This is a genomic window from Ignavibacteriales bacterium (assembly GCA_026390775.1).
In the GTDB taxonomy this organism is placed as follows: Bacteria; Bacteroidota; Ignavibacteria; order Ignavibacteriales; family Melioribacteraceae; genus Fen-1258.
Window position 1 is genome coordinate 1,378,239 of record JAPLFF010000007.1, and the last position, 15,572, is coordinate 1,393,810.

A 15,572-nucleotide genomic window follows, 5' to 3' on the forward strand; every position below is an offset into this window, starting at 1 on the left:
GGAATTTGAGTTGGTAAATCTTGGTCTAATGTGAGACGGTAATTTGAGAAAATCTCATATTAGAATTGAAAATAGATGAACGGCTGGATATCCGCAGACTTAAACTGTGCAACGAGCCAAATAACTAAGGCGAGCAAAATTATTTTTCCCGCAAGCGGCAGCGCGGTTACTGATCTTTTGATTGCAGTTTCAATTTTAACCGGGAAGAAGTGAGAAACAAATCCGAGAACAATCAATCCGAATATTAACGGCATCTTTTCTACAAATTGTAAAGCAACTTCACCGTGGAAGAATTCAAAAATTTGTGAAATCATATCTTTCGCAATCGGCAAATCATTTAATCTAAAAAGCAGAAATGAAAATGCAATGAAGTGAAATGTTATTATAATCTGGAAGAATCTTAAAAACTTTGTGTTATTGATCTTTAACATTTTATAAAGTTTTTCTTTCGGCTTTTGTAAGAACAAAGCGATGGACATTAACACGCCGAAGTATAATCCCCAAAGAATAAAATTCCATCCGGCACCGTGCCATAAACCGCAGACAAAAAATGTAACAACGAGTGCAATCACATTGCCTAAATTTCTCCAACTTCGTAATGAAATTTGTATCGGCTTGAAAAGATAATCGAGAAGCCATTTGGAAAGTGAAATATGCCAGCGTCTCCAAAAATCTGCAATGCTTGTTGCCTTGAAAGGAGAATTGAAATTATCCATAATCTTAAAACCGAGGAATAAGGAAATTCCGATTGCTAAATCAGTATAACCGGAAAAATCGCAATAGAGACGAATTGCATAAGCATAGATTGCAAATAAATTTTCTACGCCGGTGTATCGAAGTGGAAATTCAAAAATTCTTCCGATGAAATTATCTTCAAGATAACTGCTGAGAATAACTGTCTTGAGTAATCCCGAACAAATTAAAAATGTTGCTTTGCCCATATCTTCTTTAGAAATGAACAGCTCTTTATTTATCTGAGGAAGAAAATCAGCCGCACGGTCTATCGGTCCCATCAAAACATTTGGAAAGAATGAGAGATATAAAACGAAATCGAGAAAATTCTTTGTTGGTTTTAGTGTATCGTAATAAATATCGAAGATGTATGTAAGCGCTTTAAAAGTATAGAAAGAAATTCCAATCGGTAAAAATATTTGAAGCGGACTGAACCCCGTTCCGCGTAAATCGCTAATTGCTTGCAATAAAAAATTAGTGTATTTGAAGTAACCGAGAAGAGCAAGATTAAGAATAAGAGTGAGAACAAGAAAAAATCTCTTCTTAGTAAAACTTTCTGTTGAAGCGATCCATTTTCCGAAAAAAAAATTGATAACTGCCGAAACGATTAGTATCGCAGTAAAATATCCGGCGGACAAATAATAGAAGTAAAAAGAAAAGATGATCAATGAGAGAACACGTGCCGGCTTATTGTTCTTTAAGAGATTATAAACAATAAGGAAAAAGAAAAATAGAATTAAAAAAAGACTTGTATTAAATAATAGCGGATCGCCCGGTTTATATTTAAGAAAATTCCAAATGTTTTCTATTTTGATATTAGACAGCACTATAAAATATTTCTCTTGTAATAGTATAGATGTAATTGGAAAAATATGATTTTAGATTCTTCGTTCCGGTTTTGTCGTATCCTCAGGATAACTTTGTCATTTGCCGAGCTTTGTATCAAGCAGCTTCTGTAGATCGCCAACATTTTTAAGGCGTAGCACTTCATAGCTTTTAAATTTTACATTGAAAGATTTTTCAACGGCTAAAATGATATTTATATGATTTAAAGAATCCCAACCCGGAACCTCCGAGGCAATCGTTTCGTCTTGAAGATCGAAATCGTCAAGATTCAATTCTTTGAGAATAACTTTTTTTAATTCTTGCGAGATCATTATCTGCTCCAAACTTGTTTGTCTTCACGACTTAAAATTCTTTCTTTATTCGCCTTTCTGCTCGGTTTACCGGCAGAACTTTTTATCAACCATCTTGAAGGGACAAGATAAACTTTATGAATATTAACATCTATTGACATTCCAGCTTTCAGTATTGCAAGGCGTAAATCATTTTTTCCTTTTTCGCTTTCAGCTTTTGTCTCGGCAATAACTGCAATCTGCTCTGTACCCATTTTTTCGTCTTCTTCACCATAAGCAATTACACGTCCGGGGACAACACCATCAACTTGATTAATAATATCTTCAATATCTTCCGGATAAATATTTTTTCCGGCTACAATAATTAAATCCTTTTTTCTGCCGATAATAAAAAACTCATCATTATATCTGAAACCGTAATCACCAGAAAAATACCATCCGTTCTCAACAACCTCTGCGGTTTTTTCCGGATAGTTGCGGTAGCCGTCAAACATCGAAACAGATTTTACTGCAACTTCGCCGACAATTCCATCGGGAATATCTTTTCTGGTTTCATCAACAATCCGTGCTTCACATCCGCCGATAAGTTTTCCGGATGAAACACATATGCGTGCCACAGAATTTTTACCGGCAAGCTTCATTACTCCTTTTGATAATTCATTTCTATCAACGGCTAATTCCGGAATTGGTTTACCGGGTTCGTGAATGGTTAGACTCAATGTTATTTCCGCCATTCCGTATAAACAAGAAAGAGCAAGAGGGTTGAATCCGTAATTCTTAAATTTTTCTGTAAACTTTTGATGAGTATCATGCCGAATAGGTTCGGCCCCGTTGACAACGGCTCTTAAACTGGAAAGAGAAATTTCATTTAACTCATCATCGTGAATTTTTTCTGCCAGAACATTATATGCAAAGTTTGGCAGGCATGTTAAGGTAGCTTTTTCCTTTGTTATTACTTCAAGTAAAAGTATCGGTGCCAAAACCCATTCAAAAGGATTGATTTGTATACTTGTAATTCCATATGCAAGGGGAATTTGAAAACAGGCGATCAAACCGAAATCGTGATATAGTGGCAGCCAGCTTGCAAATTTATCTTTCTCAGAAAGTTTTAATGCATCGCCGAGATTTTTTACATGATTTAATATTGCACGGTGAGAAAGAACAACGGGTTTTTGCAAACCTGTAGTGCCGGATGAATGCTGTAACAATATCGGATCAGTTTCTTTAATTGATAAAGCTATCTGTTCCACTTCGGCATCAAGTTTTTGATCAACATCTTTTTTGTAATCCCATTCAAGAGGAAAGAAAACAGATTTGATTGTACTGCCGGGTTTTTCAATTAAAGGACGAATAATTGGATCGAGTTCGCTTTCAGTTAAAATATAATCCAGACCCGAACGCTGCGCCATTCCTTCTAATCCTTGGCGAAATTTATCGGGATGTAAACGCGGATTAGGATAAGCAAGAACTGCAGGCAAAGCTCCGGCACGCGATATACCAAGATACAATGGATAAAAAAAAGGATTGTGATGCATTACTATTGCGCAAACTTCACCGGGTTTTATTCCGGCTTCTTTAGCTCTTACGGAAAATTTTTTTGCAGTCTCAATTAAATTTTTGTAAGTCCAGCGTATCGGCTCTTCTCCTGCAACCCAATGAACGATTGCTTCTTTGTCAGGATTTCGTTCGGCATTTCTATTCCATCTTTGCCAAAGAGTTTTAGAATCATCCATTTGAAAGTTGCTCATACGCATTCATTTTATGATCACAAAAAAGTTATCTATTTATTTTGTTCTAAAAGTGCGGTTGTTAGAAGACCGGCAACTTTTGCCGCACCTTGATCGTTGAAATGAATAAAATCTTTAAACGCCAGAGGAGGATTTGCATTTACCCAATTAGGCATTGAGTTTTCTCCGCCCATTGCATCAAATAAACTCCATATTGCAACATCGGCTTGTTTGGCAATATTCTTTTGTGTTTCAAGAAGTCTTAGAATTGTCGGATCAGTTACAAAGTTGGAACCTTTTTTCATAGATTTATCGTGAACTGTGATCATCAAGAAACTTGTTTTTGGAAAAGCAGTTTTTAAATTATTAATTACCTTTATCATTTCTCTTTCATACCAATTGTAATCTGTATTACGGGATCCGGCAATGTTCAAACCGAACTCAAGAATGATCAATTTATAATCAAGATATTTAGAAAAATCTTTTAACATACTTGCTTGAAGTGAACCAAGATCAACACCGGTGTTTCCACGGAGAGGAAAATTATCAACATAAACGCCCGCTTCGTTCTCTAAAGTAACACCATAAAAGTATGCTTGATCTGCAAGAGGAAATTCTATGCGTATAGTTTTTGCACGGGATGCCGGTTTCAAAGTTAATTCTTGAAGTCCGCTTCCCATTTTTAATGATGCGGTTTGTTTAACAGCGCCATCAAAGGAATAATTGATTGTAGATTTTTTTGCATTGCTGTAATACAAATGAACAACACTAAAATCTTTTAAATATCTTTTTGAGCGTGTAGTTTCATATTGAACCCACGCATTACCTTTTGGAATAGTAACTTCGCCGCTGATTCCCAAAGGAAGACCATTTGGATTGTTTGTATAAAGCGCAGCAGATTCCCAATTGCTTGAGAATGAATGTTTTGTTGTTTGTCTGAATGCAATGTCCTGCGAAGTAATACCGAGCCATCCCACACCGTTACCGCCGAATTTATTTTGCAAAGCTTCGCGTATATCTGATGTGATTAAATCCCCTTCGATAGCAGAATCGCCAAAGTGCGCTACGCGGACGGTTTTTATTTTAGAATTTTTTAGTGCATCAAAGAAATAACTTAATTGTTTAACATTTCCGGTAATAGAAATTCTTTTCCCTTGAGGAACCAATGCGTCTGCATAATCAGTTTTATCGGGCTTGCTTTCGAAAAATGATATTGCTTCAACAAAAAGATTTGAAAAACCTAAAGATGCTTCGGTGATTTTTAATGATTCTTCTGCAGAATTATTTTTTTGTGAATTTAGCGATGACGGTTCGTTTAGATTAATATCTTTTATGTCGCTTAGAAAATCTACACTCTTCAATTTAAAGTTGATCACTGGAATTTCGTAATCTAAATTAATGAAGGAGATCGCGTAAAGAATTGCAATTGTAACTCCAAGAATAATCAACGGGTGTCTAAATTTGTTTTCGTTATTCATTCTTACCTTTCTGAATTTTATAAACTTTTTACTGATTGTGAAATAATAGAACTATTCATTATAAGTTTTGTCTTTCCAATACCACCAATTCAATTTTTCCTTAGTCAATCTTTTTTCCGATGCAAAGTAAACCGCACAGCGGAAAGTATATAGTAAACAAGGATCCTGTTTGATGCCAACCAACTTATTTGATCTATTATATAATGTTTTTGGATTCTTTCCTTTTAAATCAGAAACTTTTCTTATTCCAAGATTCCATAAATCAAGCGCACATGCTTTACCGATACTGGGAATAACTTGCAGTTCCTTTAATATTTTTGATTTATTTAAATTTTGTTGAGACATAATAATATTACAAATTATATTTCGCTAAAACTTTTTCTACTTCACGCGCCCAAATTTTATATGCATCTGCCTTGAAATGAATTCCATCCCAGGTTAGTTCGGGACGGAGAAATCCGTCTTTACCGGCAGTAAGAGAATTTAAATCAATAAAGAATATGTTGTTTTTCTTTGCGTAATCGGAAAGAAGTTTGTTAAGCTTATCAACTTCCCTGTTCCTTCCAAAGTTCCCTTCAGGTGATCCACCAAACTCCTTACCGTATGTTTTAGAAGCATAAGTTGTTGACTGAATCACAGGAATTATATTTTTTGATTTTAATGCGCTGATAATTCTAACGTATATCGAAAAAATATCTTCAACCGGAGTCCAGTTGTAAATATCATTTAGTCCTCCCATAATGAAAACGATTTTCGGATTAAGTTTATAAATTGAACCGAGACGCGCTTCAAAACCGTAAAGAACATCGCTTGTAATGCCGCGCTCGACAACATTAGGTCTTCCCAATAATTCATTCCAAGCGGTGCCGTGTGTTAATGAATTGCCGAACATAACAATATCTGCTTGATGGGTTTTATAAATATCATACATTGAAGTTTGAAGCTGGTAGTTCGGATTAGTGCGGTATCGCAAAGTATCTTTACCGGGCTGCGTTAATTTTGCGTTTTGAGCCGACAGTGGAGTTATAAACAAAAACACTGCAACAAATATTATTTTATATAAAGAGATTATTTTTTTCATTCTATTAAGTCCGGAAATTCTTAAGGTTAAATTACACGCAAGATAATGTTAATCGGTAAAAAATCAAAAATCTATAAAGAATTGTAATAATGCGGGGATAATTATTCAACAGAATTAAAATTACTTTTTACTTTCTGAATTATTGATCTTTTTTTCGTGTTCCGAGATTTTAAACTTGAGATTTTTTTCCATAGCTATTAATTCGGAAATTTTTGCAGTAAATTCTTCTTTGTGTGTTTCTACATTTGCTGTTTCGGCTTTAAGATCGCGCAGTTCATTTCTCATTTTAGAAATTTGTTCTTTTAATTCATCAAGCTCGCGTGAGCTTTGTGCAACCTCAAGACTCAACTTTTGTTTGTTCTCATTTAATCCGGAAAAATTTTCGCTGGTCTGATTAAGTAACTGTTTAATTTCTTTTTCCAAAGATTCTTTTTTTATTTCAAGGGAAGAAGATTCCGAACGAAGTTGCTGCAAATTAATTCTTTGCTTGTTAGCCTCGTCTTTAAGTTTTAGAACCGCGTCATTTAATTCAGAAAATTCCTCTTTAAGATTCCTCATGAACTGTTCTGTTGCGGCTCGTTCTTTTTGTAATACTTTTGTCATACCGCCGTATTCGGCAATCTGAGTAGTTTTTTCAAGAAGAATTTTCTCTTTGCTGTTGAGTTCCTTTTCTTTATCTAAAACTTCCTGCCGTAGAGAGCTTAATCTGTTTTTTGCTGCGCTAAGCTCTTCGGTAAATTTGAGAAGCACTTGAGAAAAACTATTTTCAACAATAAGATGTGCCTCTTCAACTTCGAATTTACGTTTCTCAATCTCTTCGACTGCATTTTGTTTTTGCTTAAGTGATTCAGAAAAATTTTCTTCTTCATTTCTATAAGTCAAAATCTTTTCCTGAATTTCATTCCTAACAACTTCATACTTATGAATTTCATCGGAAAGAGAACTTCTTCTTTCTGATAAAGCACGCACGTCATCTTCCAATTTTTGAATATTCTCTTTTGCAAAATTGAATCTTAAATCAAATCCGTCATATTCTTTTTGTTTTGATCTAAGTTCTTCAGTAAGAGAATCTTTTTGGTTGGAATACTCGGCAAATAATTTTTCTTTTTCGGCAAGTTGTCCAACAATAGCAGAAAGAGATAATTCAAGATTGGATTTAATATCTTCAGATAAAGTTATTTTTTCATCTAATGCTTTAATGGTTGCATTGCGCTTAGCTTCGTCGGCTCTTAGCTGAGCAACCCGCTCGTTAAGTTCAGCTTCGAATCCTTTAACTCGGGTTATGGATTCATCAATGTTTCCGCCAAATTGACCCATTACTCCGCTAAGTTTTTCTTCTTCGAGACGTAACGATGCAACATTATACTGGACCGAATTATATTCGTTTAATAGTTTTTCGTAGGAAAATTTTAAATCGTTGTAGTGTTTATTAAGATTATCAATTTCATCCTTACGGGTATCGAGACCACTCGCAGAATATTCCTCAGTTTGAGTTACAAAAAAAGATTTTTTCTCTTCTAAGGATTCTATTGAATCGGTGAGTTCACGAACTTTTCCGGTCTTGGAATCAATTTCATTTTTAAATTTCTCAGCTTGCTTCTGAAGTTCGTTAAACTGTTTGCGTGCTTCGGTAAGTTTGTTGTCTAGTTCAACAAGGTTCTGGTGTTTCTGAAGAACTGTGTGGAGGGTATTCTTAAGTTCATCATTCTCTTCAACAAGTTTTTCTATTTCACTTTTTTTCTTAGAAGAAAACAGACTCATCCTCTAGCTACTCCCATGATTGGCTGGTTAGATTTATTCTTGGTAAAGATAATAAACTTTGTGAAATGTATCTCTATTTTTTATTAATGGCAGCATGACTTTAATGCCTTATTCTTCTTGCGGTGAAAAGCGTGATTACATTTAATTATTCACTGATAATTTTTTCTAAGTAATCACGGTACAAAGATTTTGGTATGCTATCTATAAGAGAATAAAATTCTTTTTTATTTATAAATCCTTTTTGATATGCTATCTCTTCAATACAAGCGACTTTCAACCCTTGCCTATCTTCAATAACTCCGAAAAAGTTTGATGCTTTCAATAGAGCTTCCGGTGTACCGGTATCTAACCAAGCAACACCACGTCCAATCTTTTCAACATGTAATTCACCGGCATCTAAGTATTTTTTGTTTACATCGGTTATTTCAAGTTCGCCTCTTGAAGAAGGTTTTAGATTTTTTGAAATACTAACAACTTTATTATCATAAACATATAATCCCGGAACCGCAAAATTAGATTTTGGCATTTTCGGTTTTTCTTCAATGCTTATTGCTTTTCCGTTCTTATCGAATTCAACAATACCATAACGCTCGGGGTCATTTACTTGATAAGCAAAAATTGTAGCTCCGTTTTTTAATTGCTCAACTGAGTGGTAGAAAAAAGTTAGAGTTCCGTAGAAAATATTGTCTCCAAGAATTAAAGAAACGGAATCTTTGCCTATGAATTTTTCTCCGATGATGAACGATTCTGCTATACCGTTAGGAGCAGATTGAACTGCATATTCTATTCTTAGTCCAACATGAGAACCGTCCCCAAATAATTTTTTGTAGAGAGGAATTGTTCCTTCGTTGGAAATGATCAGAACATCTTTTATACCGGCAAGCATTAATATAGATAGCGGATAATAGATAAGTGGTTTATCGTAAATCGTTACAAGTTGTTTACTATAAACACGGGTTACGGGATACATCCTTGTTCCAGAGCCGCCGGCTAAGACAATTCCTTTCATAATTTTTTCCGTTCTACTTTGTTCAATTTGTAACTGTAATATAAGCCGTTTTGATTAATAATTCCTTTTCATCGGCAACAGAGAACTTATATTCCCCGGTTTTTGTAAATGTATATTTGAAAAAAACATCTTCCCAATCCGGGTTTAGCTGATATTTTTTTGAAGCAACAAATTCATCGTAATCAATACTGTAATTACTTTTACGCATAATAGTAACATGAATACGTTCTGTTTTTAGAGGACTGTTACTTTTCAAATACAAACAAACCAAACCGCCCTCTGATTTCATTGATACATTCCGCTTTGGATTGACCGGGATACCTGATAAAACATTCTCACAAAAAACAGCTTCAACGTTTGTATAATTGTTTACGTTAACGGATTTTTCTGATGAAGTTTCTTTATAATTACCGACAATAATAGTTGTTGTAGCTAATCTGTTTTGGTTGGCATCGGTAAAATAAATATCAAACTTTCCTTCTTTTGCAAATTTGAAATTGCACGCGAGCCAATTCTTATCCTTTTCAATCCTATAAACTTTATTAAATTGATTTTGTTTTGATCCGTCGGCAGTTCTATCTATAAAAAGAAAAACATTACTGCCGGAAATTTTTTTATTTCCGGTATTAAACAGAAGACAAATAGTTTGGTTGAGCGAAATATTTTTTGAGTAAATGATATCTATCGGTTCGCCGGCTTGTGTGTATGCTTTGCAGATAGTTATATGCTGGGCAATTACAACAGGCACAAATAAAAATAAAATGAAGATTGAAGACTTAAATTTCAATAACATAATGGGCAAATTTATTTATTCAATAATTAAACATTTTGTTTCGAGTGTAATTTAATCACTTGAAAAATACAACATTCTGGTTTTTATTGTTGCTGTCTTTTTCAATATCTTAGATTCGAAAAATCACACAAAAAGAAAATGAAATATTACATAGGCATTGACGGTGGAGGAACTAAGACAAGATGTGTCTTAACAGACGATCTTTTAAAAGTATTACAAACCGAAGAGAGCCGTGCCGCTAATCCGTTAGCAGTTAGTTTTGAAAAAGCAGCGGAATGTTTGCTCAATTTGATAATGAGTGTTATTGAAAAAGAGCAATTAAATTTTGGGATGATCGAATCAATCGGCATTGGACTTGCAGGAGTTGGAAGAATAGAAAATAGGGAGAAGCTGCAAAAAATTATTTTAGAAAAATTTTCTTTTGCAAAAGACAAAGTTCAAAAAATCGAAATTTTTACTGATGCTGAAATTGCTTTAGAAGGAGCGTTTAATGGAGAAGCCGGCGCAATACTTATTGCAGGTACCGGTTCGATCATTTATGGAAAAGATGAAAGCGGGAAAATTTTCCGCGTTGGTGGATTTGGAAAAACTATCGGCGACGAAGGAAGCGGTTACACAATCGGTAGGAAAGGATTAGCTGCAATTGCAAAATATTTTGACGGAAGAGGGAAGGAAACTTGGCTCGTAAAAAAAATCAGCGGGCAGTTCGGTATTCAAGATTCGAATCAATTAATAAATAAAATGCACTTAGAGAATTTTGATATAGCCGCTATAGCAAAACTTGTTATTGATTGCGCTGATGAAGGAGATGAGATTTGCATAAATATTCTTGATCAAGAATCTGATGAATTGTTATCCCACATTTCTGCTCTGATGAAAGAGATGAATGTTAATAAATTAGATCTTTGTCTTTCGGGAAGTTTATTAACAAATACAAATTATTATTCCAAACGTTTGAAAGATAAAATTCGGAGATCTTTCCACCAAATAAATATAAAACAAGCTACATACCCGCCGGAAACAGGTGCAATTTTATTAGCAAAAAAATCTGATTCATAAGAAAGTTTTTATAAATTTGACGAAGCTATAATTCAATTGCTTTCAAATGACCGAAGAAAAAATAAAAACTCAGAAGAATAAAAGTCCATGGAGCTGGATCCCGACTCTCTATTTTGCAGAAGGGTTACCATATGCAATAGTGATTTCGGTTTCAGTGATCATGTATAAGCGTCTCGGACTTTCTAATGCAGATATTACATTGTATACAGGCTGGCTTTATCTGCCGTGGGTGATCAAACCGTTGTGGAGTCCTTTCGTTGATATTTTTAAAACAAAAAGATTTTGGATCTACTCAATGCAGCTTCTTATCGGGGCGGGAATGGCCGGTGTTGCATTCACAATTCCGATGCCCAATTTCTTTCAATTTACACTTGCATTTTTTTGGTTGATCGCATTCAGCTCCGCTACACATGATATCTCCGCCGATGGTTTCTATATGCTTGCTCTTTCCGAAAATCAGCAATCATTTTTTGTCGGAATAAGAAGTACATTTTATCGAGTTGCTATGATTGCAGGACAAGGATTGCTTGTAATATTTGCCGGGTATTTGGAAAGCACGCTGGCACTTGGTCCTGCAGAACTTAAAGTAATTGCCAATCCGAATAAATTTTTTGAACAGACGATTAAAGTTGATTCAATAGCTGCCAAACAGTTAAGCGGTAATTTAAGATTGATAGCGAATCCTTCTTATTTAGAAATCAGTACTCGTCCTCAAACAAAAGAGTCTGCGGATTTCTATTCAAACTTTGCTCATAATTTTAATATCATGAACGGTTTTATAAAAGAGCCGAGTGTTATTTCAGATACAACTACGCGGACTGATCTTGTTGGAAATATTGGGATAGTGAAATTTTATCTTTCCAAGCAGCCGGATAAAGATGATGAGTATATAGTAAACTTAGATTATATAGAAGGGAATCACGGAATAAAAATAATCGAAGGGAAATCCTTAAAGTTCAATGCTAACAATTGGAATAAACCCGCCTTTGCAGTTTTCCAACTGGATTCCACGATTGCAAAAAAAACCGAGGCATCATTTAAAGCTCAGGTAGATAAAGTACCTCTCGCCTGGGTTTTCACATTTTCAGTAATTGGAATTCTTTTTGTTTTCTTTTTTATTTATCACAAAGTAATATTACCTAAACCGGTCTCCGATAAACATGTAGGAGTGAACAGACAAAGTTCCGTAATGAAAGAATTTTTCCGTGCATTCGCCCGCTTTTTTGAAAAGAAAAAAATTATTCTGGTCATTTTGTTTCTTCTTTTTTACAGACTTGGAGAAGCACAGCTTTTACCTATGGCAAAATTATTTTTACTCGATTCTAGAAATGCCGGAGGGCTCGGATTATCGCTTACTGAAATTGGATGGGTATATGGTACAATCGGAATAATTTCTTTGATGATAGGCGGTCTTCTTGGAGGATTTGCAATCTCAAGAAAAGGATTGAGATTCTGGATGTGGCCGATGTTATTGGCAATCAATATTCCGCATGCACTTTATGTGTATTTAGCTTATGTGCAACCGTCAAATATTTGGATTATCGGGTCATGCGTAGCGGGCGAACAGTTCGGATATGGATTCGGATTTACAGCTTATATGATGTATATGATGTATCTCGCCGATGGCGAGTATAAAACTTCTCATTACGCTATAGCAACAGGATTCATGGCGCTCGGAATGATGTTGCCTGGAATGCTAAGCGGATTTATTCAAGAAGCAATCGGTTATAAATTTTTCTTTATTTGGCTTCTGATCACTATTATTCCATCGATATTTATAATTAAATTTCTTCCGTTAGAATATCAATTCGGAAAGAAGAAGCTGACAGAATAATTTGTTTAATTGCAGGACGGTCATTACAACATTAACACCGCCCATTCGTCTTAATCATCAAACAAATGGAGTTATGTTGAATTCCGAACAAGTAATTGAAGTTCGCGGACTCACTAAAAAATTTGGAAGTCTAATTGCAGTTAATAATCTTGATTTAAATGTTTACCGCGGAGATGTGTTTGGATTTTTAGGGCCTAACGGGGCCGGTAAAAGCACAACAATTAGAATGCTGCTCTCGCTAATTAAACCAACAAGCGGCGAGATGAAAATTTTTGGTAAGTCCATTACAAAAAACAGAAAAGAAATTTTTTCAAAGATCGGCGCAATTGTAGAGAAGCCTGATTTTTATCTTTATCTATCTGCATATAAGAATTTAGAAATTCTTGGTAAACTTTCCGGTGCAGATACTTCAAAGAAAAAAATTATGGAAATGCTGGCGTTGGTAGGTCTTGAGAAACGGTACAAAAGCAAAGTGAAAACTTATTCCCATGGAATGAAACAGCGGCTCGGTCTTGCACAAGCTCTTCTTCACGATCCGGAATTGATAATACTCGATGAACCAACAACCGGTCTCGATCCTCAAGGGATGAAAGAAATCCGTGATTTGATAATTTATCTTAGCAGAGAAAAAGGGAAAACAATTTTTCTATCATCTCATATTCTTCACGAAGTTGAGCTGATAGCAACAAGAATGATTATCATTAGTAAAGGAACCGCTCAAGTAGAAGGAACAGTTGAAGAACTCCTAAAAGGCGAAAAAGTTGTTGTAACATTTGAAGTAGATAATATTGAAGATGCGATGAGAACAGTGAATGAATCTAAGTGGAAAGAAAATTTTAAGTCAACATCTAAAAGTGAAATTAATTTTGAGTTAACAAAAAATGAAATTGCCATGCTCAATAAATATTTAATTGAGAAAGGAATATTAGTCAGTGCAGTTGTGCCGGTTCGTTCTCTTGAAGATTACTTCTTAAGAATTACGGAAGGAGGCGCTAAATGATTACATTAATTTGGCTTGAACTCCAAAAAATGTTTAGGAAGTGGAGAACTTACATTGGTTTTATCGCAATCGGATTCCTTGCAATTGTAGTTCAAGTTACACTTTATTTTGCCGGCTCAAAGATGATTGATTTTCAAATGCGCGGAATGGAACAATCATTTGTTATGGTTGGAAATCTTTTCAACGGTTATTTCATCGCTCGTTTTATTCTGATGGCATTGATCATTCACATTCCGTTTTTAATAGTGCTTGTCGGCGGCGATCTTCTTGCCGGTGAAGCTACTGCGGGAACATATCGAATGCTTCTTACTCGTCCCGTTTCCCGTCTTCAAGTTGTTACAGCAAAATTTATTGCAGGATGGATCTCTGTACTTTTACTCTTAGTGTGGTTATTGCTCTTAAGTCTTGTAGTAAGTCTATTACTTTTCGGTTCCGGTCCGCTTCTTTCATTTCAAGGAATGAAGTTAGTCGTTTTTGCTGAGAATGATATTCTTTGGCGATTCGCTTGTGCATATTTATTTGCATTTATAAGCATGTCAACCGTTATTTCAATTTCTATTTTCTTTTCTTCATTTGTTCAGAATGCAATTGGACCAATTGCAGCAACTATGGCTGTGTTAATTATATTCTTAATATTATCAGCAATACCGGTTGATTTTTTCCAAACCATTAAACCATATTTATTTACCAATCATATGTCGCAGTGGGATGGGTTTTTTGGTGACCCCGTTGATTACAAAGAGATCTTTCATTCAATGTGGTATCTGCTTGCCCATATAATTGTTATTTACGGAATTACAACTTACATCTTCATTAAAAAAGATATTTTAAGTTAGAGAGAATAACATGAAAAAGATTTTATTAACACTTTGCATAATTAATGCGGTATCCATTTCAGCGCAAACAAAAGATCCTAATAAAATACTTGATGCTGTACGCCAAAAATTTAATCAGGCAAAAGATTATCAGGTTGATGTAAGCGTAAAACTCGATATGAGTTTTATTAAAATTCCGGATATGAATGTGAAAGTATTTTTTAAGCAGCCTGACAAAGTAAAAATTCAGTCGGAAGGATTTGCAATGGTTCCCAAGCAAGGCTTAAATTTTTCTCCCGCTCAATTACTTAAAGGAGATTTCACAACTATTTATGTCCGCTCGGAAACAGTTGATAATCATAAAATTGATGTTGTAAAAATAATTCCAAATAATGATTCATCGGATGTTATACTTTCTACATTATGGATTGATGCTGCAGAATTTGTAATTCGCAAAGCAGAAACTACTTCCAAAAAAGGTGGAACAACAAAAGTTGAATTGAATTATGATAACACTAAATTCGGGTTGCCCGCACAGGTAAAACTATTTTTCAATTTAGGTGAAATGCAAATACCATCAGCACTTTCTAATCAAACAAATGAAAATAAAGAATCAGATGACAAAGGCAGGAAAAGGAACAAAGCAATCGGTGAAGGGATGTCTCTCAAAGGAAGTGTTACTATGAATTATAAAAATTATCAGATTAACAAAGGGATTGCGGATAGCTTTTTTATTGAGAAAGAAAAAGAGAAGAAGAAAACGATTGATTGAGGTTTGGAAAAAATAAAAATCGCAACTACTTAAAGAAATCAATTTTTTTTCTTATCCCTAAAAAGAAAAAATACAATACTGCCGATGAAAATAGTAACCACACTAAGTACAATACTAAAATTCAGTCCCCAAATAAATTTATTCACCTCTTTATTTTCGACAAGAACGTGTGTCCTTGTAAAAAGATGACCACCGAAAGCGATCCATAATATTAATGATGAAACGATTATTATTGCAGAAACAATAAGGGTTCTTTTCTGTTTTTGATTCATCGTGAATCCTTTTGATCTAATTATTGCACCAAGAATATACTATAATAGATAATTAAATCATCGCAACAATGCTGTTATCAAATTGAATCTTACTTTGAAATGG

Annotated in this window: 15 protein-coding genes; 5 read left to right on the top strand and 10 right to left on the bottom strand. The window is 34.6% G+C overall.

Annotated features, from left to right (window positions below):
- Nucleotides 1-59: 59 nt before the first annotated feature.
- The 9 genes from NTZ27_11270 to NTZ27_11310 all read right to left on the bottom strand — a co-directional run bounded on the left by NTZ27_11270 (nt 60) and on the right by NTZ27_11310 (nt 9,726).
- Nucleotides 60-1,559, bottom strand: coding sequence for an MBOAT family protein (locus NTZ27_11270; GenBank protein MCX6175322.1), 1,500 nt, complete (start codon nt 1,557-1,559; stop codon nt 60-62).
- 96 nt (nt 1,560-1,655) lie between these two features.
- Complete coding sequence (locus tag NTZ27_11275) at nt 1,656-1,889, bottom strand: acyl carrier protein (GenBank protein MCX6175323.1); 234 nt, start codon at nt 1,887-1,889, stop codon at nt 1,656-1,658.
- Nucleotides 1,889-3,616, bottom strand: coding sequence for an AMP-binding protein (locus NTZ27_11280; protein ID MCX6175324.1), 1,728 nt, complete (start codon nt 3,614-3,616; stop codon nt 1,889-1,891). The genes NTZ27_11275 and NTZ27_11280 overlap by 1 nt, the downstream gene beginning before the upstream one ends.
- Nucleotides 3,617-3,648: 32 nt before the next feature.
- Nucleotides 3,649-5,073 (bottom strand): hypothetical protein, encoded by a 1,425-nt coding sequence (locus NTZ27_11285; protein MCX6175325.1) that lies wholly within the window; start codon nt 5,071-5,073, stop codon nt 3,649-3,651.
- Between the two features lie 51 nt (nt 5,074-5,124).
- The gene (locus NTZ27_11290) at nt 5,125-5,418 is read right to left on the bottom strand and encodes a hypothetical protein (GenBank protein MCX6175326.1); all 294 of its coding nucleotides are present in this window, start codon (nt 5,416-5,418) and stop codon (nt 5,125-5,127) included.
- 7 nt (nt 5,419-5,425) lie between these two features.
- The gene (locus NTZ27_11295) at nt 5,426-6,154 is read right to left on the bottom strand and encodes a GDSL-type esterase/lipase family protein (GenBank protein MCX6175327.1); all 729 of its coding nucleotides are present in this window, start codon (nt 6,152-6,154) and stop codon (nt 5,426-5,428) included.
- 120 nt (nt 6,155-6,274) lie between these two features.
- Complete coding sequence (locus NTZ27_11300) at nt 6,275-7,915, bottom strand: hypothetical protein (GenBank protein ID MCX6175328.1); 1,641 nt, start codon at nt 7,913-7,915, stop codon at nt 6,275-6,277.
- Nucleotides 7,916-8,060: 145 nt separating this feature from the next.
- A complete protein-coding gene (gene rfbA, locus NTZ27_11305; GenBank protein ID MCX6175329.1) occupies nt 8,061-8,924 on the bottom strand; it encodes a glucose-1-phosphate thymidylyltransferase RfbA in 864 nt (287 codons plus the stop codon).
- A 22-nt stretch (nt 8,925-8,946) separates the two neighbouring features.
- On the bottom strand, nt 8,947-9,726 hold the full coding sequence (locus NTZ27_11310) for a hypothetical protein (GenBank protein ID MCX6175330.1): 780 nt from the start codon (nt 9,724-9,726) through the stop codon (nt 8,947-8,949).
- Nucleotides 9,727-9,855: 129 nt separating this feature from the next.
- Between NTZ27_11310 and NTZ27_11315 the strand changes: the two genes are divergently transcribed.
- The 5 genes from NTZ27_11315 to NTZ27_11335 all read left to right on the top strand — a co-directional run bounded on the left by NTZ27_11315 (nt 9,856) and on the right by NTZ27_11335 (nt 15,197).
- On the top strand, nt 9,856-10,776 hold the full coding sequence (locus NTZ27_11315; protein ID MCX6175331.1) for an ROK family protein: 921 nt from the start codon (nt 9,856-9,858) through the stop codon (nt 10,774-10,776).
- A 46-nt stretch (nt 10,777-10,822) separates the two neighbouring features.
- Entirely contained in the window at nt 10,823-12,610 is a 1,788-nt protein-coding gene (locus NTZ27_11320) for an MFS transporter (protein ID MCX6175332.1), read from the top strand.
- A gap of 73 nt (nt 12,611-12,683) precedes the next feature.
- Entirely contained in the window at nt 12,684-13,610 is a 927-nt protein-coding gene (locus NTZ27_11325; protein ID MCX6175333.1) for an ABC transporter ATP-binding protein, read from the top strand.
- Nucleotides 13,607-14,446, top strand: a complete 840-nt coding sequence (locus NTZ27_11330) for an ABC transporter permease subunit (GenBank protein ID MCX6175334.1) — start codon at nt 13,607-13,609, stop codon at nt 14,444-14,446. Before NTZ27_11325 ends, NTZ27_11330 begins: the two co-directional genes overlap by 4 nt.
- Nucleotides 14,447-14,456: 10 nt before the next feature.
- Nucleotides 14,457-15,197, top strand: a complete 741-nt coding sequence (locus NTZ27_11335) for a hypothetical protein (protein MCX6175335.1) — start codon at nt 14,457-14,459, stop codon at nt 15,195-15,197.
- A gap of 38 nt (nt 15,198-15,235) precedes the next feature.
- Here the strand turns inward: NTZ27_11335 and NTZ27_11340 are convergent, their stop codons facing one another.
- Entirely contained in the window at nt 15,236-15,469 is a 234-nt protein-coding gene (locus tag NTZ27_11340) for a hypothetical protein (protein MCX6175336.1), read from the bottom strand.
- Nucleotides 15,470-15,572 lie beyond the last annotated feature (103 nt).